19 protein-coding genes are annotated in these 21239 nt (G+C 69.4%); 14 read left to right on the top strand and 5 right to left on the bottom strand.

All coding sequences use genetic code 11. The features are described from left to right. Positions 1-10: 10 nt before the first annotated feature. The 4 genes from ATM97_RS33215 to ATM97_RS33200 all read left to right on the top strand — a co-directional run bounded on the left by ATM97_RS33215 (position 11) and on the right by ATM97_RS33200 (position 3356). The gene (locus ATM97_RS33215) at positions 11-517 is read left to right on the top strand and encodes a hypothetical protein (protein WP_218722164.1); all 507 of its coding nucleotides are present in this window, start codon (positions 11-13) and stop codon (positions 515-517) included. 107 nt (positions 518-624) lie between these two features. Then, a complete protein-coding gene (locus ATM97_RS33210; protein WP_218722163.1) occupies positions 625-1557 on the top strand; it encodes an ABC transporter ATP-binding protein in 933 nt (310 codons plus the stop codon). Further along, entirely contained in the window at positions 1557-2315 is a 759-nt protein-coding gene (locus ATM97_RS33205) for an ABC transporter permease (RefSeq protein ID WP_218722162.1), read from the top strand. Before ATM97_RS33210 ends, ATM97_RS33205 begins: the two co-directional genes overlap by 1 nt. Positions 2316-2492: 177 nt before the next feature. Continuing rightward, positions 2493-3356: an adenylate/guanylate cyclase domain-containing protein gene (locus tag ATM97_RS33200; RefSeq protein WP_374104932.1), complete on the top strand. Its 864-nt coding sequence runs from the start codon at positions 2493-2495 to the stop codon at positions 3354-3356. Between the two features lie 103 nt (positions 3357-3459). Here the strand turns inward: ATM97_RS33200 and ATM97_RS33195 are convergent, their stop codons facing one another. After that, the gene (locus ATM97_RS33195) at positions 3460-3603 is read right to left on the bottom strand and encodes a hypothetical protein (protein WP_218722217.1); all 144 of its coding nucleotides are present in this window, start codon (positions 3601-3603) and stop codon (positions 3460-3462) included. 85 nt (positions 3604-3688) lie between these two features. Here ATM97_RS33195 and ATM97_RS33190 point away from each other — a divergent pair, with 85 nt between their 5' ends. The 7 genes from ATM97_RS33190 (at position 3689) to ATM97_RS33160 (ending at position 13226) form a co-directional block, all read left to right on the top strand. Continuing rightward, positions 3689-5404: an acyclic terpene utilization AtuA family protein gene (locus ATM97_RS33190; protein ID WP_218722161.1), complete on the top strand. Its 1716-nt coding sequence runs from the start codon at positions 3689-3691 to the stop codon at positions 5402-5404. Between the two features lie 73 nt (positions 5405-5477). Continuing rightward, the gene (locus ATM97_RS33185; RefSeq protein ID WP_218722160.1) at positions 5478-6629 is read left to right on the top strand and encodes an acyl-CoA dehydrogenase family protein; all 1152 of its coding nucleotides are present in this window, start codon (positions 5478-5480) and stop codon (positions 6627-6629) included. Continuing rightward, positions 6626-8224: an acyl-CoA carboxylase subunit beta gene (locus ATM97_RS33180; protein WP_218722159.1), complete on the top strand. Its 1599-nt coding sequence runs from the start codon at positions 6626-6628 to the stop codon at positions 8222-8224. The genes ATM97_RS33185 and ATM97_RS33180 overlap by 4 nt, the downstream gene beginning before the upstream one ends. A gap of 50 nt (positions 8225-8274) precedes the next feature. Beyond that, positions 8275-10347, top strand: coding sequence for a biotin carboxylase N-terminal domain-containing protein (locus ATM97_RS33175; RefSeq protein ID WP_308248710.1), 2073 nt, complete (start codon positions 8275-8277; stop codon positions 10345-10347). 71 nt (positions 10348-10418) lie between these two features. Further along, positions 10419-11624, top strand: a complete 1206-nt coding sequence (locus tag ATM97_RS33170; protein ID WP_218722157.1) for an acyl-CoA dehydrogenase family protein — start codon at positions 10419-10421, stop codon at positions 11622-11624. Positions 11625-11830: 206 nt separating this feature from the next. Further along, positions 11831-12613 (top strand): enoyl-CoA hydratase family protein, encoded by a 783-nt coding sequence (locus ATM97_RS33165; RefSeq protein WP_218722156.1) that lies wholly within the window; start codon positions 11831-11833, stop codon positions 12611-12613. A 4-nt stretch (positions 12614-12617) separates the two neighbouring features. Next, a complete protein-coding gene (locus tag ATM97_RS33160; RefSeq protein ID WP_218722155.1) occupies positions 12618-13226 on the top strand; it encodes a TetR/AcrR family transcriptional regulator in 609 nt (202 codons plus the stop codon). 313 nt (positions 13227-13539) lie between these two features. Here the strand turns inward: ATM97_RS33160 and ATM97_RS33155 are convergent, their stop codons facing one another. Further along, positions 13540-15597: a glycosyltransferase family 39 protein gene (locus ATM97_RS33155; protein WP_218722154.1), complete on the bottom strand. Its 2058-nt coding sequence runs from the start codon at positions 15595-15597 to the stop codon at positions 13540-13542. Then, entirely contained in the window at positions 15594-16877 is a 1284-nt protein-coding gene (locus ATM97_RS33150) for a bifunctional glycosyltransferase family 2/GtrA family protein (protein ID WP_218722153.1), read from the bottom strand. The genes ATM97_RS33155 and ATM97_RS33150 overlap by 4 nt, the downstream gene beginning before the upstream one ends. A 135-nt stretch (positions 16878-17012) precedes the next feature. On the opposite strand from ATM97_RS33150, the gene ATM97_RS33145 reads away from it, so the two are divergent. Continuing rightward, entirely contained in the window at positions 17013-17519 is a 507-nt protein-coding gene (locus ATM97_RS33145; RefSeq protein WP_218722152.1) for a DUF6790 family protein, read from the top strand. A 7-nt stretch (positions 17520-17526) separates the two neighbouring features. Here the strand turns inward: ATM97_RS33145 and ATM97_RS33140 are convergent, their stop codons facing one another. Beyond that, on the bottom strand, positions 17527-18153 hold the full coding sequence (locus ATM97_RS33140) for a bifunctional 2-polyprenyl-6-hydroxyphenol methylase/3-demethylubiquinol 3-O-methyltransferase UbiG (RefSeq protein ID WP_218722151.1): 627 nt from the start codon (positions 18151-18153) through the stop codon (positions 17527-17529). A 139-nt stretch (positions 18154-18292) separates the two neighbouring features. On the opposite strand from ATM97_RS33140, the gene ATM97_RS33135 reads away from it, so the two are divergent. Then, positions 18293-19015: a TetR/AcrR family transcriptional regulator gene (locus ATM97_RS33135; RefSeq protein WP_218722150.1), complete on the top strand. Its 723-nt coding sequence runs from the start codon at positions 18293-18295 to the stop codon at positions 19013-19015. Positions 19016-19130: 115 nt separating this feature from the next. Here the strand turns inward: ATM97_RS33135 and thiD are convergent, their stop codons facing one another. After that, the gene (gene thiD, locus ATM97_RS33130) at positions 19131-19979 is read right to left on the bottom strand and encodes a bifunctional hydroxymethylpyrimidine kinase/phosphomethylpyrimidine kinase (RefSeq protein ID WP_218722149.1); all 849 of its coding nucleotides are present in this window, start codon (positions 19977-19979) and stop codon (positions 19131-19133) included. Between the two features lie 77 nt (positions 19980-20056). Between thiD and ATM97_RS33125 the strand changes: the two genes are divergently transcribed. Beyond that, positions 20057-21205 (top strand): GTP-binding protein, encoded by a 1149-nt coding sequence (locus tag ATM97_RS33125; protein ID WP_218722148.1) that lies wholly within the window; start codon positions 20057-20059, stop codon positions 21203-21205. Positions 21206-21239 lie beyond the last annotated feature (34 nt).

The raw sequence follows: 21239 nt of genomic DNA, 5'->3' as shown, positions 1-21239 counted from the left end.
TTGGAGTAGCGTGCGGGAACTCGACCAAGCGCAAGCTCGTCGCATTCGGGCCGAGGTGCTGGATTCCGGGCAGGAATTGAGTGTCAGGTGGCTGTCGGTGCCTGGGCGTCGTGTGGTGCCTGCGGAAGAAGTGTCCGATCTGGCCGATGATCCGCTGGGCGTGCGGATACTGGCAGCCTTCGCGGCCAGTGGCTACGAGGCGGTCTACTGCCTGGTGGCGACCGATCTCGGTCCGGGGGCCTCTGATCAGGCTTGTCTGGCGGCTCTGTCCGAGGTGGATGATTGGCGAGCGACCTACGCTCCGTTCGATGTCGTGCTGGTCGCACCGGATAGTTCGGCGGCCGTGCTGCTCTCGGTCGACGAGTTCGTCCTGGTGGGTGGAAGCGCTGGATTCGTGGAATCCGTCCTGGGTAAGACCATCGCGGAAGGCTGTGCCGAATTCGTCGCGTACGCGCAGGACATGGCCGGCGCGTCGCGGCATCTGCCGGACCTCGCGCAGCGATGGTGCGCGAACTGAGCGATCGGGGTTAGGCCCCTCTCAGGGTCGGGGTCATCCTCGAGGATGACCCGACTCGCGACCTCACGGCGACGCGCTCGCCGTCTTCGTGCGGCAAGCTGGGGCGCATGATCGAGCTGAAGGGCCTGACGAAGCAATTCGGCCAGACCGTCGCGGTGCAGGACCTCTCGTTCACCGTCCATCCCGGACAGGTGACGGGGTTCCTCGGACCCAACGGTGCCGGTAAATCGACGACCATGCGGATGATCCTCGGCCTGGACCGGCCGACCTCGGGCACCGCGCTGATCGGCGGCAAGCGCTACGAGGATCTGGAGCGGCCGCTGACCCAGGTCGGCGCGCTGCTCGATGCCAAGTGGGTGCATCCGAACCGCTCGGCGCGCGCGCACCTGGAGTGGCTGGCCGCGTCCAACGACCTCCCGAAGTCGCGGGTCGAGGAGGTGCTGCGGCTGGTCGGCCTGTCCGAGGTGGCGGGCAAGAACGCGGGCGGGTTCTCGCTGGGCATGTCCCAGCGGCTCGGCCTGGCGGGCGCGCTGCTCGGCGATCCGAAGGTGCTGCTGTTCGACGAGCCGGTCAACGGCCTCGACCCGGAGGGCATCCTCTGGATCCGCCGCTTCATGCAGCGCCTGGCCGCCGAGGGCCGCACCGTGCTGGTGTCGAGCCATCTGCTCTCGGAGATGGCCCAGACCGCTGAGCACCTGATCGTCATCGGCCGTGGTCAGCTCATCGCCGACACCACCACCAAGGACTTCATCGACCGCGCCTCCGAGCAGTCGGTGCGGGTCCGCAGCCCGCAGCTGGATCAGCTGCGCAGCCTGCTCACCTCGCACGGCATGACCGTGCGGGAAGAGGGCGACGCCGCGCTGATCGTGGCCGGGGTGACCAGCGACGAGGTCGGCAAGGTGGCGGGCACCAACAACGTCACGCTCTACGAGCTGGCGCCGCAGCAGGCGTCGCTCGAGGAGGCGTTCATGCGGATGACCGGCGGCGCCGTGGAGTACCACGGCGCGGGCCTCGACCAGGTGATGGGAGGTGCGCTCTGATGGGCGTGCTCGCTGCGGAACGAATCAAGCTCACCTCGACCCGGTCGCCCTGGTGGTGCTCGGCGATCGTGGTTCTCCTCGGCATCGGCCTGGCCGCGCTGATCGCGCTGGTCACCAAGGCCGAGAACACCCAGGCGGGGGAGGTGCCGACGCTGCTCACCCCGAGCGTGGTGGTCTCCGGTGTCTCCGGCTTCGGCGTGATGGTGCTGATGATCATGGCCGCCCTGACGGTCACCAGTGAGTACCGCTTCGGCGTCATCCGCGCCAGCTTCCTGGCGGTGCCGAACCGCTCGAAGGTGGTGCTGTCCAAGGCGGGCCTGGTCGGCGTGTACGCGGCGGTGCTGACCGGCGTGCTCGCGCTGATCGCCTTCGTGGTGGCCAAGCTGTTCGTCGGTGACGAGGCGCCGGAACTGGTGCTCGACGGAAACTGGCGGGCCATCTACGGCATTCCGATCTACGCTTTCCTGTGTGTGGTCCTGGCCATCGGCGTCGGTGTGCTGGTGCGTCAGTCCGCCGCCGCGATCTCGCTGATCGTGCTGTGGTCCCTGCTGCTGGAGGGTCTGCTCGGCGCGTTCGGTAGCTTCGGTCGTACCGTCAAGCCGTTCCTGCCGTTCCAGAACGCCAACCGTTTCCTGACCGTCGAGGACGTCTCGGGCAACTGGCACTGGGGTGTGTGGGGCAGCCTGATCTACTTCGCCGTCTTCGTGGCGATCGTGTTCGCCGGCGCCTTGGTGATGATCAATCGCCGAGACGCCTGACAGACCGTCCCGGGCTGCCCTCGCAGATGCCCGGGACCGCCCCCGGCGTCCGCTGCCCGGACGCCGGGGGCTTTTTCGTCCGGTGGGGCAGCGGGCTGGACCAGGTACGATCTGGGCGTGAGTGAAACGCCTTCTGGCGGGGTGGATCCGCGGCGGCGTGACGCTGCCGCGGAGGTGGTGATCCCGTTGGAGCCCGCCGACAGTGCGCAGTCCGATACGCCGGACTCCGACGATGCCCGGCCCGGTCGGCGGCGTGCCCAGTTCTCGTCGAAATTGCAGGCGGCCAATCGGCGGGCCGATCTGATCGGTGCCGTACGGAAGGCTCGTCATCAGCTCCCCGGTGACCCGGCCTTCGGCGATCCGCTTTCGGTCTCCGGTCCCGGTGGGGCCCGCGCGGTCGCCCGTGCCGCGGACAAGATCGTCGGCGGCACCCCCAGCGCGGCCAGGGAGATCGGATTCGGCGCGCTCCAGGTGTGGCAGGCCGCGCTCGAGCGGATCGGCCGCGGTCGGGGCACCGAGGAGGTGACCATCGTGTTCACCGACCTGGTGGCGTTCTCCAGCTGGTCGCTGTCCGCGGGCGACGAGCGCACCCTGGAACTGCTGCGCAAGGTCGCCAAGGCTATCGAGCCGCCGATCGCCGAGCGGGGCGGTCAGGTGGTCAAACGCATGGGTGACGGCCTGATGGCGGTCTTCTCCTCGCCTGATCGCGCGGTCCGCGCCGCTGTCGCCGCCCGCCGCAATCTGGCGACCGTCGAGGTCGACGGCTACAAGCCGCGCATGCGGGTCGGCCTGCACACCGGTTCCCCCCGTGAGATCGGCGGCGACTGGCTCGGCGTCGACGTCAATATCGCCGCCCGCATGATGGAGGCCGGTGGCAACGGCAACACGATGCTGTCCAGCACCACCCTCGCCGCCCTGCGCCCGGAGACCCTCGCCGAGCTCGGCGCGACGGTCAAGCCCTACAAACGCAACTTCTGGGCGGCCCCGCTCAACGGCGTCCCCGAGGACGTCCGGATCTTCAAGCTCAGCGTCCCCAGCTGAGCCCCGGATTCACCCGCGCTGCTGTTGCCGCTGGTAGCCACGCCAGGCCTGCTGAGTGGGCGTCGCGACGGGCGTGCTCGCGGCTTCCGAAATGCTGGGGTGGCTATTGCAGCCAGAGAGCCGCGCCGACGGCGGCCAGCACCGCGGCGGCGATCAGGGCGATCGACAGCGCGCGGTTGTTCTTCCAGGTCGTGTAGGCGCCGCCGAGCAGGAAGCCGGCCAGGGCGAAGAGAAGGACCGATGACATGGTCTCCATCTTGCCTGGTGGATTGCCCGCAATTAACAAGCACGCATGCTTGCTTTTTTTCTGAACCGATGTGATCCTGGGGTTCATGAGTGCACTCTCGGCGGACCCGGACCTGATCCGGATCGGAAACTGCTCCGGGTTCTACGGCGACCGGCTCAGCGCGATGCGCGAGATGCTGGAAGGCGGCGACCTCGACGTGCTGACCGGCGACTACCTCGCCGAGCTCACCATGCTCATCCTGGGCCGTGACCGCATGAAGGACCCCAGCCTGGGCTACGCCAAGACGTTCGTGAAGCAGATCGAGGACTGCCTGGCCCTCGCGCTGGCGAAGAACGTCCAGATCGTCACCAACGCCGGCGGCCTCAATCCGGCCGGGCTGGCCGAACGGCTGCGCAAGGTCGCCGCCGACCTGGGCCTGGACGCCAAGATCGCCCACGTCGAGGGTGACGACCTGATCGGCCGCGCCGCCGACCTCGGCCTCGGTCAGCCGCTGACGGCCAACGCCTACCTCGGCGCGTGGGGCATCGTCGAGTGCCTGAACTCCGGCGCCGACATCGTCGTCACCGGCCGGGTCACCGACGCCTCGGTCATCGTCGGTCCCGCCGCCGCCCACTTCGGCTGGAGCCGCACCGACTACGACGCCCTCGCCGGCGCGGTGGTGGCCGGGCATGTGATCGAGTGCAGCACCCAGGCCACCGGCGGCAACTTCGCCTTCTTCACCGAACTCGGCGACTTCGGCCGCCCCGGCTTCCCGATCGCCGAGATCCGCCGGGACGGCTCCAGCGTCATCACCAAGCACGACGGCACCGGCGGCGCGGTCACCGTCGACACCGTCGAAGCCCAGCTCATGTACGAGATCCAGAGCGTGCGCTACGCGGGCCCCGACGTCACCACCCGCCTCGACAGCATCGAGCTCAGCCAGCAGGGCAAGGACCGGGTGCTGATCAGCGGCGTGACCGGCGAAGCCCCGCCGCCGCAGCTCAAGGTCTCGCTGAACACCCTCGGCGGCTTCCGCAACGAGATGGAGTTCATCCTCACCGGCCTGGAGATCGAGGCCAAAGCCGCACTGGCGCAACGACAGCTGGAGGCCTGGCTGCCCGCCAGGCCCGCCGAGCTGACCTGGACCCTGGCCCGGCTCGACCGCCCCGACGCCGACACCGAGGAACAGGCCAGCGCGCTGCTGCGCTGCGTGGTGCGTGACCCCGACCCGAACAAGGTCGGTCGCGGATTCTCCAATGTCGCCGTGGAATTGGCGCTGGCCAGCTACCCGGGCGCGACCTTCACGACCCTGCCGGGCAACGGCTCGCCCTACGGCGTCTTCACGCCGGGCTTCGTCGACGCGCACGAGGTGCCGCACACCGCGGTCCTGGCTGACGGCACTCGCGTCGCCATCGAGCCCGCCGCCGAAACCGCTGTGCTGGAACCGGTCGCCGAGCCCGAACTGCCCGCGCCCCCGCCGCCGTCGGAGACCAGCCGCGTCCCGCTCGGCACCATCGCCCTGGCCCGCAGCGGCGACAAGGGCGGCGACGCCAATATCGGCGTCTGGGTGCGCACCGACGAGCAGTGGCGCTGGCTGGTGCACACGCTCACCGTCGAGAAGCTCCAGGAACTGCTGCCCGAGACGGCCGAGCTGACCGTCACCCGGCACGTGCTGGCGAACCTGCGGGCCGTCAACTTCATCATTTCCGGTCTGCTCGGCAAGGGCGTCGCCTACCAGGCGCGTTTCGATCCGCAGGCCAAGGGGCTCGGCGAATGGCTGCGCTCCCGCCACATCGATATGCCGACGGAGCTGCTCGCGTGATCGGTCAGCGCCCGGAGGCGGCAGCGGAGCGTAACCACGGAGGGCGCCCGATCATGCGACAGGAGACAGCAGCATGACGACAATTTGGGACACGCCGGAACGAAAAGAACTGCGCGCCACCGTGCGCGGGTTCGTCGAGCGGGAGATCCTGCCCGACCTCGACACCTGGGAACGCGAGGGCGCGCTGCCGCGCGAGCTGCACAAGAAGGCCGGCGAGCTCGGCCTGCTCGGCATCGAGTACCCGGAATCGGCGGGCGGCGAGGGCGGCAGCATCGTCGACTCGATGATCGTCGGCGAGGAGATCCATCTCGCCGGTGCCTCCGGCGGGCTGTGGGCGTCGCTGTTCACCTGCGGAATCGCGTTGCCGCACATCATCGCGTCCGGTAATCAGGACCAGATCGACCGCTGGGCCGTGCCGACGCTGCGTGGTGACCTGATCGGTTCGCTGGCCATCACCGAACCCGGCGGCGGCTCCGACGTCGGCCACCTCACCACCGCGGCGGTGCGCGACGGCGACGACTTCATCATCAACGGCGCCAAGACCTTCATCACCTCGGGCACGCGGGCGGACTTCGTGGTCACCGCGGTCCGCACCGGCGGCGCGGGCGCGGCGGGCGTCTCGCTGATCATCGTGCCGACCGATACGCCGGGCTTCACCGTCAGCCGCAAGCTGGAGAAGATGGGCTGGCTGGCCTCCGACACCGCCGAGCTGTCCTACGTGGACGTGCGGGTGCCCGCCGCGAACCTGGTCGGCGGCGAGAACACCGGCTTCGCGCAGATCGCCAACGCGTTCGTCAGCGAGCGGGTCGGACTCGCGGTGCAGGCGTACTCGCTGGCCCAGCGCGCCCTGGACCTGACCGTGCAGTGGTGCCGGGACCGGGAGACCTTCGGCCGCCCGCTGATCAGCCGCCAGAAGGTGCAGATGACGCTGACCGAGATGGCCCAGCGGGTCGACGTGTCGCGTACCTACACCCGGGCCCTGGTCGAGCGCTTCGTCGCCGGGGACACCAACCAGATCGCCCAGGTCTGCTTCGCCAAGAACAATGCCGTCGAGACCGCCGAATGGGTCGCCAACCAGGCGGTCCAGCTGCACGGCGGCATGGGCTACATGCGCGAGTCCGAGGTGGAGCGCATCTACCGCGATGTGCGCATCATCGGCATCGGCGGTGGCACCAACGAGATCCTGACCATGCTGGCGTCGAAAGTATTGGGGTACCAGTCGTGACGACCTTCCGTTCCGCCGTCGACACCGCGTCGCCGGAGTACACCGCCGCCGCCGAGGCGATGGCCACCAAGCTCGCCGAGGTCGAGGCCGAGTTCGCCAAGGCGATCGCCGGTGGCGGCCCCGACAAGGTGGCCCGGCATCACAAACGCGGCAAGCTCACCGCCCGTGAGCGGATCGAGCTGCTGCTCGACGAGGACTCGCCGTTCCTGGAGCTGTGCCCGCTGGCCGCGTGGGGCAGCGACTTCCATGTCGGCGCGTCGACGATCGCCGGCATCGGCATCGTCGAGGGCGTCGAGTGCATGATCGTCGCGCCCGACCCGACCGTGCGCGGTGGCACCTCCAACCCGTGGACGCTGCGGAAGACCTTGCGCATCAACGAGATCGTCAAGCAGAACCGTCTGCCGGTGATCTCGCTGGTCGAGTCCGGCGGCGCCGACCTGCCGACGCAGAAAGAGGTCTTCATCCCGGGTGGTGCGATGTTCCGCGACCTCACCCAGGCCTCCGCCGCCGGAATCCCCACCATCTCACTGGTTTTCGGCAACTCGACCGCCGGTGGCGCCTACATCCCCGGCATGTCCGACTACGTGGTGATGGTCAAGGAGGGCGCGAAGGTCTTCTTGGCGGGCCCGCCGCTGGTGAAGATGGCCACCGGTGAGGACTCCGACGACGAGACTCTCGGCGGCGCCGAGATGCACGCCCGCACCTCGGGTCTGGCCGACTACATGGCCGCCGACGAGCAGGATGCGATCCGGATCGGCCGCAACATCGTGCGCAGGCTGAACTGGAAGAAGCAGGGCCCCGAGCCGCGCGCCGAGGTCATCTCGCCGCTCTACGATCCCGAGGAACTGCTCGGCATCGTGCCCTCGGACCTGAAGATCCCGTTCGATCCGCGTGAGGTGATCGCCCGCGTCGTCGACGGTTCCGACTTCGACGAGTTCAAGCCGCTCTACGGTTCCAGCCTGGTCACCGGCTGGGCCGAGATCAACGGCTACCCGATCGGCATCCTGGCCAACGCGCGCGGCGTGCTGTTCTCCGAGGAATCGCAGAAGGCCACCCAGTTCATCCAGCTGGCGAACAAGAAGAACACGCCACTGTTGTTCCTGCACAACACCACCGGCTACATGGTCGGCAAGGACTACGAGCACGGCGGCATCATCAAGCACGGCGCGATGATGATCAACGCGGTCGCCAACTCGACGGTCCCGCACATCTCGCTGCTGATCGGCGCCTCCTACGGCGCGGGGCACTACGGCATGTGTGGTCGGGCGTTCAACCCGCGCTTCCTGTTCGCCTGGCCGAGCGCGAAGTCCGCCGTGATGGGCGGCGCGCAGCTGGGCGGCGTGCTCACCATCGTGCAGCGCGGCGCGGCCGAGGCCAAGGGTCTGCCGTTCGACGAGGAGGCCGCCGCCGGGCTGGCCGCCATGGTCGAGGCGCAGATCGAGGCCGAGGCGATGCCGATGTTCCTGTCGGGCAGGCTCTTCGACGACGGCATCATCGACCCCCGCGATACCCGCACCGTGCTGGGGATGGCCTTGTCGGCCATCCACACAGCTCCGATCCAGGGCGCCGAGGGCTTCGGCGTCTTCCGAATGTGAGGCGCGACATGACAACAGCATCGCGAAGCGATTCCGTGAGCGGCGGTCGGGTGACGGGTGGGGCCATCACGAACGTCCTCGTCGCCAACCGTGGTGAGATCGCGCGCCGCGTGTTCGCCACCTGCCGCCGGATGGGCATCGGGACCACCGCGGTGTACTCCGACGCCGACGCCGCGGCCCCGCACGTGGCCGAGGCCGACGCGGCTATCCGGCTGCCCGGCAACACTCCCGCCGAGACCTACCTGCGCGGTGAGCTGATCATCGAGGCCGCGCTCTCCGCCGGTGCCGACGCCATCCACCCCGGCTACGGATTCCTCTCCGAGAACGCCGAATTCGCGCGGTCGGTGCTGGACGCGGGCCTGGTCTGGATCGGTCCGCCGGTCGCGGCGATCGAGCAGATGGGCTCCAAGGTCGAGTCGAAGAAGATGATGGACGCCGCCGGCGTGCCCGTCCTCGCCGAGCTCGATCCCGCCGAGGTCACCGAGGCGCACCTGCCGGTGCTGATCAAGGCGTCCGCCGGTGGTGGCGGTCGCGGAATGCGCGTGGTGCGCGAGCTGGGTGAACTGAAGGACCAGATCGCCGCCGCGCAGCGCGAGGCCGAGTCGGCCTTCGGCGATCCGACCGTGTTCTGCGAGCGCTACCTCGAAACCGGCCGCCATATCGAAGTCCAGGTCATGTCCGACACCTTCGGCACGACCTGGGCGGTGGGCGAGCGGGAATGCTCGATCCAGCGACGGCACCAGAAGGTCGTCGAGGAGGCGCCCTCGCCGCTGGTCGAGAAGATCGACGCGCTGCGAGCTCCGGGGCCGGAGGCGGTAGCGGAGCGTGCCGCCGCGAGCAGCGCGGATGGGCAGAGCATGCGTGAGCGGCTCTTCGAAGCGGCCCGGCTGGCCGCCGAGGCGATCGGCTACGAGGGCGCGGGCACTGTCGAATTCCTCGCCGACGAGAAGGGCGAGTTCTTCTTCCTGGAGATGAACACCCGCCTCCAGGTGGAGCATCCGGTCACCGAGCAGACCACCGGCCTGGACCTGGTCCGCCTGCAGTTGCAGGTCGCGTCCGGGCTGCCGCTGCCCGCGACCCAGCCCGCCCAGCGCGGCCACTCGATCGAGGTCCGGCTCTACGCCGAGGACCCCGCGCAGGACTGGCAGCCGCAGAGCGGACCGGTGCACAAGATCGAGATCCCGTTCACGGCCGGAGAGTTCACCGTTCTCGAGCAGGCGGGCGTGCGGCTCGACACCGGTGTCGTCGACGGCTCGGTCGTCGGCGTGCACTACGACCCGATGCTGGCCAAGGTCATCTCCTACGCCGAGACCCGCGCCGAGGCAGCGCATCTGCTGGCGACCGCCTTGCAGCGCGCCAAGATCCACGGTCTGGTGACCAACCGCGACCTGCTCGTGCGGGTGCTGCGGCACCCCGCGTTCCTGGCCGGTGACACCGATACCGCGTTCTTCGCGACCCACGATCTGGCCGCGCTGTCCGCGCCGCTGGTGTCCGAGGCCGACGAGGCGCTGTCGATCGTGGCCGCCGCCCTCGCCGACGCGGCGCTGGCGCACACCACGAACCGGTTCGCCAAGCTCGCCCCGAGTGGCTGGCGCAACCTGGCCTCGCAGCCGCAGCGCAAGTCCTACGAGAGCCGCACCAGCGGCACGCACGAGGTGCGGTACCGGTTCACCAGGGCCGGTGGCATCGAGGTCGACGGCCACGACGGCCTCGAACTGATCTCGGTGGCGCCCGAACGGGTGGTGCTCGCGGTGCCGGGCGAGCGTGGCCCGGTGCGTCGTCAGTTCGAGATCGCCCGCTACGGCGACCTCGTGGCGGTCGACTCGCCACTCGGCCCGGTCGCCGTGCGCCGACTGCCCCGCTTCACCGACCCGTCGGAGCAGGTCGCGGCCGGTTCGCTGCTCGCGCCGATGCCCGGCAGCGTGATCCGCCTCGGCGCAGCCGAGGGCGACCAGGTGCGGCAGGGTCAGCCCATCCTGTGGCTGGAGGCCATGAAGATGGAGCACACGATCGTCGCGCCGGCCACCGGCGTCCTCAGCGCACTGAACGTCACCGTCGGCCAGCAGGTCGAGGTCGGAACCGTCCTCGCCGTCGTCGAGGAAGAAGAGCAGGAGCCGTCCTGATCCGGTCAAGCCCGGAGGCGGTAGCGAAGCATGACCACGGAGGGCTCCGGGTCAGGACAGAAGGGTTCAGCATGAGCTTTCACGAAACCGAAGAGCAGAAGGCGCTGCGCGCGGCGGTCGCGTCGCTGGCGGCCAAGTACAACTACCGCGACTACGTGCTGCCGCTCTCGCGCAAGAACGAGCCGCTCACCGAACTGTGGGACGAGGCGGGCAAGCTCGGCTTCCTCGGCGTGAACCTGCCCGAGGAGTACGGCGGCGGTGGCGCGGGCATGTACGAGCTGGCGCTGGTGCAGGAAGAGCTCTCGGCCCAGGGCGCCGGCCTGCTGCTGATGGTGGTCTCCCCGGCCATCTGCGGCACCATCATCACCAAGTACGGCACCGACGCCCAGAAGCAGACCTGGCTGCCCAAGCTGTCCGACGGCTCGGCCAAGATGGTCTTCGCGATCACCGAGCCCGACGCGGGCTCCAACTCGCACCAGATCACCACCACCGCCCGCCGCGACGGCAGCGATTGGATTCTCAACGGCCGCAAGATCTTCATCTCCGGTGTCGATCAGGCCGAGGCCATCCTGGTGGTCTCGCGCACCGAGGACCACAAGACCGGCAAGCTCAAGCCCGCGCTGTTCATCGTCCCGGTCGACGCGCCCGGCCTGGTGAAGAACGTCCAGGAGATGGACGTCATCGAGCCGGATCACCAGTACACCCTGTTCTTCGACGACGTGCGCCTGCCCGCCGACGCCCTCGTCGGCTCCGAGGACGCCGCCATCGCCCAGCTGTTCGCCGGCCTGAACCCCGAGCGCATCATGGGCTCGGCGATGGCGATCGGCCTGGGCCGCTACGCCATCGATCGCGCGGTGGAGTACGCCAAGGAGCGCACCGTCTGGAAGACGCCGATCGGCGCGCACCAGGGCATCTCGCATCCGCTCGCGCAGATCAAGATCGAGCTGGAACTGGCCAAGCTGATGATGCAGAAGGCCGCGACCCTCTACGACGCGGGCGACGAGTTCGGCGCCGCCGAGGCCGCGAACATGGCCAAGTACGCGGCCGCCGAGGCCAGCATCAAGGCACTGGACCAGGCGATCCAGACCCACGGCGGGTCGGGTCTGACCAAGGAGGTCGGGCTGTCGGCGATGCTGCAGGCGGCGCGCATCATGCGCATCGCCCCGGTCAGCCNGATGCTGCAGGCGGCGCGCATCATGCGCATCGCCCCGGTCAGCCGGGAGATGATCCTGAACTTCGTGGCCCAGCACTCCCTCGGTCTGCCGCGGTCGTATTAGTTGGAGCGCTGGCGCGCTCGAGTCGCGGCCTTTGGGGGTCGCCGGTCAGGCACCGTTTCTTGCTCCTTCGTCGCTTGCGAAACGGCGCCTGACCGGCGACCCGGCCGCGACCGGCCACTGCGTGGCCGCCGCTCCTCGGGGTCGCGGGTGCGGGGCTGGGAGCGGTCAGGTTGAGTTCGATCTAGTGAAAGGTTGAGGTGGGTTCGATGAGTGATCCTGAGGGCGCGCCCTTTGTCCGGTACGAGGTCGTCGATGGGTTCGCCACGCTGACGTTCGATTCCCCGCACAATCGCAATGCGCTCTCATCGAAGCTGGTGCGCGAGCTACTGGCCGGATTGGACGCGGCGAACGCCGATCCCGTCGTGCGCGGCATCGTGCTGGCGCACACCGGCGACACCTTCTGCGCGGGCGCGGACCTGAAGGAGGCGAGTACCGCCGATCCGGCGACCGCGGCCGATCAGCGCACGCGGGTGATGATCGATGTGCTGCGGGGCATCCTGGCCTCGCCCAAGCCGGTCGTCGCCCAGATCGACGGCAATGTGCGCGCCGGCGGCATGGGCATCATCGGTGCCTGCGATCTCGTCGTCGCCGGGCCCAGCAGCAGTTTCGCGCTCACCGAGGTGCGGATCGGGATGGCGCCGTTCATGATCTCGCTCACCCTGGTGCCGCGGATGGACCAGCGCTCGGCGAGCCGCTACTTCCTGACCGGCGAGAAGTTCGACGCCGCGACGGCACAGCGGATCGGGCTGGTGACCATCGCGGCCGCCGATGCCGCCGCCGAGGTCAAGCGCCTGTGTGGCGAGCTGCGCAAGGGTTCGCCGCAGGGGCTGGCCGAGTCCAAGAAGCTGGTCAATTCGACCCTGCTCGCGCGCTTCGACGCCGAGGCCGAGGAGCTCGCACAGCGCTCGGCCGGGTTCTTCGGCACCCCCGAGGTGATCGAGGGCATGACCGCCTTCTTCCAGAAGCGCCCGCCCAGCTGGGCACAATAGTCCGATGGCGACACCCCACGAACCCAAGCAGGACCGCAGCCGGGCCACCCGGCAGCGGCTGCTCGAGGCGACCATCGACTGCCTGGCCGAGACCGGCTGGGCGGCCGCCACCGTGTCGGTGGTCGCCGAACGGGCCGGGGTGTCGCGCGGGGCCGCCCAGCATCATTTCCCCACCAGGGAAGACCTGATCACGGGCGCGCTCGAGTACATGTTCGACACCAGGATGGATCAGTCGGCCGCCGAGGCCGCCGCCATCAGCGAGGTCGCCGAGGGCGTCGGCCGCACCCGCGCCGTCGTCTCGGGCCTGGTCGAGTCCTACACCTCGCCGCTGTTCAAGGCGGCCTTGCAGGTGTGGACGCACGCCGCCGCCGATCCCGCGCTGCGCGAACGCATCGTCCCGCTCGAGGCCCGGTTCGGCCGGATCGCGCACCGGCGCGCGGTCGAAGCACTCGGCGTCGACGACTCCGATCCGGTCAACCATCACCTCGTCCAGGCGACCCTCGACCTGGCTCGTGGGCTCGGCCTGGCCGACGTCCTCACCGACGACTCGGCGCGCCGCAAACTCATCGTCGACCAGTGGGCGGCGACCTTGCATTCGGCGCTGAACACCTAGGTATAACCCTGGTGACCTGCGCAGTTACGAGTGTCGGCCATCTCGGCCAGACGATGGTGGATGTGCTGACCGAGCGCGGCCACGAGGTGGTCGCGTTCTCATCGCGTGAAGCGCAGTGCCGCAGGGCAAACGACGACCGATCCCTGCCGGTGGTCGGTGGGGCTGATCGGGTCCGCGTGAGCCGCACCGGATGCGAACGCTGCGTCGAGCGGGTGAGCCTTGGGGGTCTTCACGTCGAGGCCGGGTCTGTCGGACCGGGGTGATCCGACCGAGCCCGGCCCCGAGTGTTCTTGCGGGCGTTCGGCCCTGCCGACTACTTCGGTTGGGTGAGGTCGTACAGCGTCACGCCGTCGATAGTGGTCGCGGTGTAGTTCGCCGTCACCCAGGCGGTGATCGCCGAGCTGGTCGACTCGCTGTTTCCGCCGGGGCCGCCCCGGCCGCCCGCCACGAAGTAGTGGATCTTGCCCTCGGCCACATAGGTTGTGAACTGGTCGAGGGTGGGGGAGGGGTCGCTGCCGTTGAAGCCGCCGATCGGCATCACCGGCAGCTCGGTGGCCAGCTGGTATCCGGCGGCGCTGTTGGAACCGACCGTCGCCGCGACCCAGGTGTAGTTCTCTCCGTCGCGCTCGAGCAGGCTGACGATCCGATCACTCGGTCGCGAGCCACCGAGCAGACCGCCGGCCCCACCCGGCTGGGCCGCACCACCATCCGACTGCGAACCGCCACCCTGGGCAGCACCTGACGGAATGCCGCCGCCCTGAGCGCCGTCCGATGGCATCCCGCCCTGAGCATCGGCACCACCCGACGAGTTCGCCCCATCCGCGCCCGGCATCGCGCCCATCCGAGCATCACCGCCGGGCCACATCCCTGGCCCACCCCGACCTCCGAACCCGTGCATCCCACCGGCGTTCGGCCCGGCCGACGGAATCGCGCCGGAGTGCGCGGTCGCGAGGGTATCGATGGAGTAGGCGACGGGCCCGGCGAGCCCGACGAAAGCGGCGGCGATCGCGGCGATCACCGCCTGTCTGCGGGCCAGCGGGAAGGCGGCCGCGATGGTCGCGAGCACACCGACCACGAGGATCGTCCAGCGCAGCCACGGCTGGAAGGACGCGCTGCGCGACAACAACACCCACGCGGTGGCGGTGGTGAGGCCGATGGCGAGCGCACCGGTGAGGCGCACCCACAGCCGATCCCGCGCACCCCACAGCTGTGTCGCGCCGATGCCGATCAGCGCGGCGACGGCGGGCGCGAGGGCCACCGTGTAGTACTGGTGGAAGATGCCCGCCATGAAGCTGAACACCAGGCCGGTCACGAGCAGCCAACCGCCCCACAGGATCAGCGCGGCCCGGCGTCGATCGGTGCGCGGCGATCGTCCGCACAGGACGAGTCCGGCGACCAGGGCCACCAGTGCGCCGGGGATCAGCCAGGCGATCTGGCCGCCCTGCGCGGGCTCGAACAGCCGGGTGATCCCGGTGCTGCCCCACATGCCGTTGCCGCCGGCGGGCAGTTCGCCGCCGGGGCCGACACTGCCGCGCTCGTTGCCGTTCAGTCGGCCGAGCCCGTTGTAGCCCAGCGTCAGCTCGATGATCGAATTCTCGTGCGACCCACCGATCCACGGCCGCTGATCGGCGGGCCACAGCTCCACTGTCAGCAGCCACCAGCCCGCCGCGACCACCATCGCGGCGCCCGCCGCGAACAGCTGCGCGATCCGCTTGCCCAGCTTCGGCGGGCCCGCGAACAGGTAGGTCAGCGCCAGCGCGGGCACGACCAGCAGTACCTGTAACTGCTTGGCCAGGAACCCGAAACCGATCAGCCCGCCGGTGAGCAGCAGCCACCGCCAGCGCCCGTCGGCGACGGCGCGGGTCATCGCCCAGGCGGCCGCCGTCATCAACAGCACCAGCAGGGCGTCGGGGTTGTTGAACCGGAACATCAATACCGCGACGGGCGTCACCGCGAGCACCGTGCCCGCGATCAATCCCGCTGCGGGACCGAAGGATCGGCGCACCGTCCCCCACAGCACCGCGACCGTCGCGACGCCGAGCAGCACCTGCGGTACGAGCATGCTCCAGCTGTTGAGCCCGAACAGCCGCACCGACAGCTCCATCACCCACAGGGAGGCGGGCGGCTTGTCCACGGTGATCGAGTTGGCCGCGTCGGAGGAGCCGAAGAAGAACGCCTCCCACGATCGCGAACCCGCTTGCACCGCAGCGGCATAGAAGTCGTTGGCCCAGCCGTTGGCGCTGAGGTTGATGAGGTAGGCGAGGGCGGTGCCGAGCAGCAGAACCGCCAAGGCCGGAAGTTCCCAGCGCTTTCGGCGTGGTGCGGTGTCGGTGATCGCGGCGGGCGAGGGCGGGGCGATGGTGGCGGTCATCGGCGCGCCTCCACCGTGTCCGTCGCGGCGCGCAGGACGACATCGGGCCCTGGTTCCGCCACCGCGCGGTCGGAGCCGGCATGCCGGAACACCCAGCGCAGTCCGACGAACCGGGCCAGTGTCGCCACGAGATTGGCGAAGACCAGCACGCCGAGCTCCACCACGACGGGGGCGTCGGGCGCCCAGCGATGCAGTGCGAACAGCGAGCCACTGGTGATCGCCAGCCCGAAACCGAAGATCGCCAGACCCTGGAACTGATGGGTCATCGCGTCACCGCGTCCACGCACACCGAAGGTGAAGGCGCGGTTGGCCGCGGTATTGCCCACCGCGGTGATCAGCAGCGACACCAGATTGGCGCCCTGCCCGCCGAGCAGCGGTTGCAGCAGCAGATACAGCACGATGTAGGCCAGCGTCGAGGTCACGCCGACGATCGCGAAACGCACCAGCTGCCCGATCATTCCGAGCGGCACGCCCGCCACCAGCGGCTCGCGGCCGACGGCGGCGCGCAGTTCGTCGAGCGGGAGCGCGCCGGTGGCCAGCGCCCTGGTCAGCCGCCAGATACCGCGCAGGTCTTTGCGGGCGGTGTCGACGATATCGACCCGGCTGTCGGGATCGTCGATCCAGTCGACGGGCACCTCGTGGATACGCAGCCCGGCGCGCTCGGCCAGGACCAGCAGTTCGGTGTCGAAGAACCATTCCCCGTCCCGCACCAGCGGGAGCAGTTCACGGGCGACATCGGTGCGCACCGCTTTGAACCCGCACTGTGCGTCGGAGAAGTGGGCCCGCAGTGTGGTTTTCAGCAGCAGGTTGTAGCAGCGGGAGATGATCTCGCGCTTGGGGCCGCGCACCACCCGCGACGACGCGTCGAGCCGGGTGCCGATCGCCAGGTCGGAATGGCCGGACACCAGGGGCGCGACCAGCGGCAGCAGCGCGTTCAGATCGGTCGACAGGTCGACGTCCATATAGGCGACCACCGCCGCGTCCGATCCCGCCCACGCCGCGCGCAGCGCCCGGCCCCGGCCCTTGGCGTCCAGGTGCAGCACCTGGACACCGTCGAGCTCGTCGGCCAGCAGCCGCGCCACCTCGAGGGTGGCGTCGGTGCTGGCGTTGTCGGCGATCGTGATCCGGGCGGTGAACGGGAATCCGTCCCGTAGGTAGGCATGCAGCCTGCGTACGCACAGGCCCAAGTCGGTTTCTTCGTTGTAGACGGGTATCACCACGTCGAGCACCGGCGCGCGGCTGCTCTGCGTGGGCTGTGGCTCGGCCTCGGTCTGGGTCATGCCACCACCCTCGACGGCGGCGCTGCCACCCAGCTGGGACCGAGCTGGGAGGTTGCTGGGGATCCGCGAGGGTACACTGGAAAAGCTCGTCTACCTGCTCGAACAGTGTTCGACTCGAGGCATGGAGGCGCTCGGATGCCTACCGTCATCGCGGTACTCGTCGCCCTCGTCGGCGGGTTCGTACAGAGCCGGCGTCAGCCCGGTCGACCCGCGGCCGACATCCACATGGTCTGGTGGATGGTGGCCGTCGTCGGGGTCGCCTCGGTTCTCGGCGCCGCCGCCCACATCTTCGACGGCGCCCAGGTCGCCGAGCAGATCGGCTACACGCGGGGCGACGGCGGCTTCCAATGGGAGAACGCGATGGGCGACCTGGCCATCGGTGTGGTCGGCATCATGGCCTACTGGTACCGCGGCCACTTCTGGTTGTGCGCGATCGTCGTCCTGACCATCCAGTACTGGGGCGACGCGGCCGGGCACGTCTACTTCTGGGTGGCCGAGGACAACACCAAGCCGTACAACATCGGGATCCCGCTGTGGACCGACATCCTCCTGCCGATCGTCATGTGGGCGCTCTATGTGCTGTCGCGACGAAGCAACGGCGACGCGGTGCCGAAAGCCGAAGCGGGTACCCGGGGCGGCTGACCCTCCGCTAGCCGCGGCGCACGCGCAGCACGCTGTCGGCCCGTTCGCCCTCGACGCCGTCGGGGCTCGTCGACGGGCTGGTGAGCAGGCCCGCGGTCGCCACCTGCCACTCGGGGCCGAGGTCGAGTTGGGCGAGCATCTGCTCGATCGTCGGGAAGGAGACGTCGTGCGGCGGGGTGGTGACCCAGGTCGGCCAGTGCGCGTGGCTGCCGATCACCAGCACGCCACCGGGGGCGACGGCGGCCGCGGCCTTGCGCAGGATCGTCGCGCGCTCGTCGGGGCGTTCCACCGGTGAGTGCAGGAACTGCGCCGAGACCAGGTCGAAGGTGCCCGCCGGGAAGCTCGTCTGCAAGTCGTGGCGCTCCCACGTGATCCGCACGCCCGCGTCGGCCGCGTGCCGGGCACCCCGCTCCATCGCCGTGGCGGAGACGTCGACGGCGGTGACCTGCCAGCCCTGCTTCGCCAGCCAGATGGCGTCGCCGCCCTCGCCGCATCCGAGGTCGAGCGCGGTGCCCGGCGTCAGCCCGGCGACCTCGCTGACCAGGGTCTTGTTGGCATTGCCGGTCCAGATCTGGTCTCTTTCGCGGTAGAAGTCCTCCCAGAACTGTTCGGCGGTCGGCGCGGTCTCGGTCATCGGGGCTCCTGTCGGTCGGCGGACGCGTAGACGATTCGATGGTGCGGGCACCGGGCGAAAACCCGCAAGAAAGATTGCCGGTCCGGCAAAAGTCGCCCCGCGCAGCACCCGGGCCGACCGCGCCAATAAGCTGCTGACCGTGACGCGCGGTTACCGGAAGGCAGACGAGCCGGTCCGTCGTGTCGACGCGCGGACCGAGCGGTGGCGCGAACATCGCGTGCAGGTCCGGATCGAATTCGTCGACGCTGCGTTCCGCGCGCTGGATCGGGTCGGCCCCGATGTCAGCATGGGCGATATCGCCAAGGAAGCCGGTGCGGCCAAGCCGAAGCTGTACCGCCATTTCGAGGACAAGACCGATCTCTACAACGCGATCGTGGACCGGGTCCGCGACATGCTGTGGGAACGGGTGCTCAGTGGGGTGAACCTCACCGACGATTCCGTCGCCGACCTGGTGCGACGCGCGGCCGCCGAATACGTGGCCGTCGTCTCCGAGCACCCGAACGTCTTCCGGTTCATGCTGCACAGCCATTTCAGCCAGCAGGCCAAGGAAACGGAACGGGCGCTGGTCGCGGCCAGACAATCGGCGCGCCGGGCCGCGGAGTTCTTCGCCGGTCTGCTGCCCACCGAATCGATCGACGTGGCCGGCATCGAATTGGTGAACTATTCGATTTTCGGCGCGGTGGCCTCGGCCACGGACTGGTGGCTCGGCGCGAATCAGCGCGAGGTCTCGGCGATGCCGGTGGAACGATTCGTCGATTATCTGGCCGAGAGCATCTCGGCGCTCGCCACGGCGCACGCACGGTTCAACGGAGTCAGGATCGACCCGTCGCAGCCGTTGCGCGACGCGTTCGTCGTCGGCTGAAAGTCGTCGCGCCCGAGGCGAACTCCGTTGTTCTCGCCGGCTGCGTCGTTGGAGCCGGTGGTGGGTGCGATGAGTTCAGTATGAACCTGCCCACCGACAAGTTCGCGACGCCACGCTAGACATCGGTGCGCAGTCGCCACAGCGGGGAAACCGGCCCGTGGCCCGCGCCGAGGTCGTAGGAGGCGGCCAGGCAGCGATAGGTCCACTCCTTGGCGAAGGCGACCGCGTCGGGCACCGAGTAGCCGTTGGCGAGCGCGCTGGCGATGGCCGCGGCGAGGGTGTCGCCGCCGCCGTGATCGTTGCCGGTGGCGATGCGCGGCGCGGTGAACTCCCGGAAGGTGTCGCCGTCGTAGAGCAGGTCGGTGCTGAATTCCGAGGAGCGCAGGTGCCCGCCCTTGACGATCGACCACTGCGCGCCCAGCGTGTGCAGCGCCTCGGCGGCCGTGCGGGCGGTGGCGTCGTCGACCACCTCGATGCCGGTGATCAGGCGGACCTCGTCGAGATTCGGCGTGACGACCGTGGCCAGCGGGATGAGGGTGTTGCGCACCGCGTCGAGCGCCTCCGCGTGCAGCAGCGGGTCGCCGTGCATCGAGGCCGCGACCGGGTCGACCACCAGCGGCATGTCGGCGTCGCGCCCGATGCCGACCTCGCGGCACACGTCCGCGACGGCCTCGATGATCGCGGTGGAGGCGAGCATGCCGGTCTTGGCCGCGCCGACGCCGATATCGCGGACGACCACCCGAACCTGATCGGCCACGATCTGCGGCGGGATCTCGTGAAATCCGCTGACGCCCACCGTGTTCTGCACGGTCACCGCCGCCACCGCCACGCACGCGTGCACTCCGCACAGCGCCATCGTCCGGGAATCGGCCTGGATGCCGGCGCCGCCGCCGGAGTCGGTGCCCGCGATGGTGAGCGCGCGAACGGGGGTCTGGCCATCGGGGGTCAGCGGCAACATCTTCACCCTCCAACCCTACGACCGGCGCCCGGTTCGCCGGACCCCGCCCGCAAACAGCAAATGAAAACCATTATCATTAACTCGTGATCAACTCCGCCCCCCTCGCGCACCTGCCCGTCACCGTCCTGTCCGGCTTCCTCGGCGCGGGCAAGACCACGCTGCTCAACCACATCCTCGCCAATCGGGAGGGCCGCCGGGTGGCGGTCATCGTCAACGACATGAGCGAGGTCAACATCGATGCCGCGCTCGTCGCGGGCCAGGGACATCTCGACCGGACCGAGGAGAAACTGGTCGAGCTCACCAACGGCTGCATCTGCTGCACGCTGCGCGAGGACCTGATCGAGGCCGTGGCCCGGCTCGCCCGCGACGGCCGGTTCGACCAGCTGGTGATCGAGTCCACCGGCATCTCCGAACCGATGCCGGTGGCCGCGACCTTCGACTGGGAGTTCGAGGACGGGTTCCGCCTCGGCGACCTCGCGCGTCTGGACACCATGGTGACCGTGGTCGACGCGTCGACCTTCCTGGCCGAGCTGGTCAAGGGGCAGGCGCTGGCCGAGCGCGAACTCGAAGCGGGCGAGGGGGACGCCCGCACGATCGCGGATCTGCTGGTCGATCAGGTGGAATTCGCCGACGTCCTGCTGATCAACAAGACCGACCTGGTGAGCGCGAACGCCGCGGCCACCGTCGAGGCGACCGTCCGCAGGCTCAACCCGAGGGCGCGCGTGCTGCGCACCGAGAAGGGGGTGGTCGGGCTGGACGAGGTGCTCGCCACCGGCCGCTACAACCCGGTGGTGGCCGCCGAGGCCGAGGGCTGGGCCGAGGAGCTGGCCGGCGGCCACACCCCCGAGACCGAGGAATACGGGATCAGTAGTCTCACCTACACCGCCGACCGGCCGTTCCACCCGGACCGGCTCGCCGACGCGCTGGCCGGACTGCGGGGGATGTTGCGCAGCAAGGGCTTCTGCTGGATCGCCAGTCGTCCCGAGCTGGCCGCGATCTGGTCGCAGGCCGGGCCGAACCTGACCTTCGAGCCGGGCGCGTGGTGGTCGTCGCTGGAAGTGCCCGCGGGCCAGGAGATCGTGTTCATCGGCGTGCGCCTGGACTCGGCCGCGGTCCGGCGCGCACTCGATGCCGCGCTGCTCACCGACGCGGAGTTCGCCGCGGGTCCGGCCGGGTGGGCCGGCTTCGCCGATCCCTTCCCGGCCTGGGGTGAATTGCACGAGCATCACTGATTGCGTTCTTTGGTGCGCGTATAACACTGCGCTG

Source organism: Nocardia sp. MH4, from assembly GCF_019266065.1.
Taxonomy (GTDB): Bacteria; Actinomycetota; Actinomycetes; order Mycobacteriales; family Mycobacteriaceae; genus Nocardia; species Nocardia canadensis.
This window is presented reverse-complemented; position numbering and strand designations above follow the sequence as displayed.

Coding starts and splice junctions, on each gene's coding strand:
- ATM97_RS33145 (WP_218722152.1), top strand. CDS start 17,013: ATGCCTACCGTCATCGCGGTACTCGTCGCCCTCGTCGGCGGGTTCGTA.
- ATM97_RS33185 (WP_218722160.1), top strand. CDS start 5,478: ATGACGACAATTTGGGACACGCCGGAACGAAAAGAACTGCGCGCCACC.
- ATM97_RS33190 (WP_218722161.1), top strand. CDS start 3,689: ATGAGTGCACTCTCGGCGGACCCGGACCTGATCCGGATCGGAAACTGC.
- ATM97_RS33140 (WP_218722151.1), bottom strand. CDS start 18,153: ATGACCGAGACCGCGCCGACCGCCGAACAGTTCTGGGAGGACTTCTAC.
- ATM97_RS33155 (WP_218722154.1), bottom strand. CDS start 15,597: ATGACCGCCACCATCGCCCCGCCCTCGCCCGCCGCGATCACCGACACC.
- ATM97_RS33195 (WP_218722217.1), bottom strand. CDS start 3,603: ATGTCATCGGTCCTTCTCTTCGCCCTGGCCGGCTTCCTGCTCGGCGGC.
- ATM97_RS33205 (WP_218722162.1), top strand. CDS start 1,557: ATGGGCGTGCTCGCTGCGGAACGAATCAAGCTCACCTCGACCCGGTCG.
- ATM97_RS33165 (WP_218722156.1), top strand. CDS start 11,831: ATGAGTGATCCTGAGGGCGCGCCCTTTGTCCGGTACGAGGTCGTCGAT.
- ATM97_RS33150 (WP_218722153.1), bottom strand. CDS start 16,877: ATGACCCAGACCGAGGCCGAGCCACAGCCCACGCAGAGCAGCCGCGCG.
- ATM97_RS33210 (WP_218722163.1), top strand. CDS start 625: ATGATCGAGCTGAAGGGCCTGACGAAGCAATTCGGCCAGACCGTCGCG.
- ATM97_RS33160 (WP_218722155.1), top strand. CDS start 12,618: ATGGCGACACCCCACGAACCCAAGCAGGACCGCAGCCGGGCCACCCGG.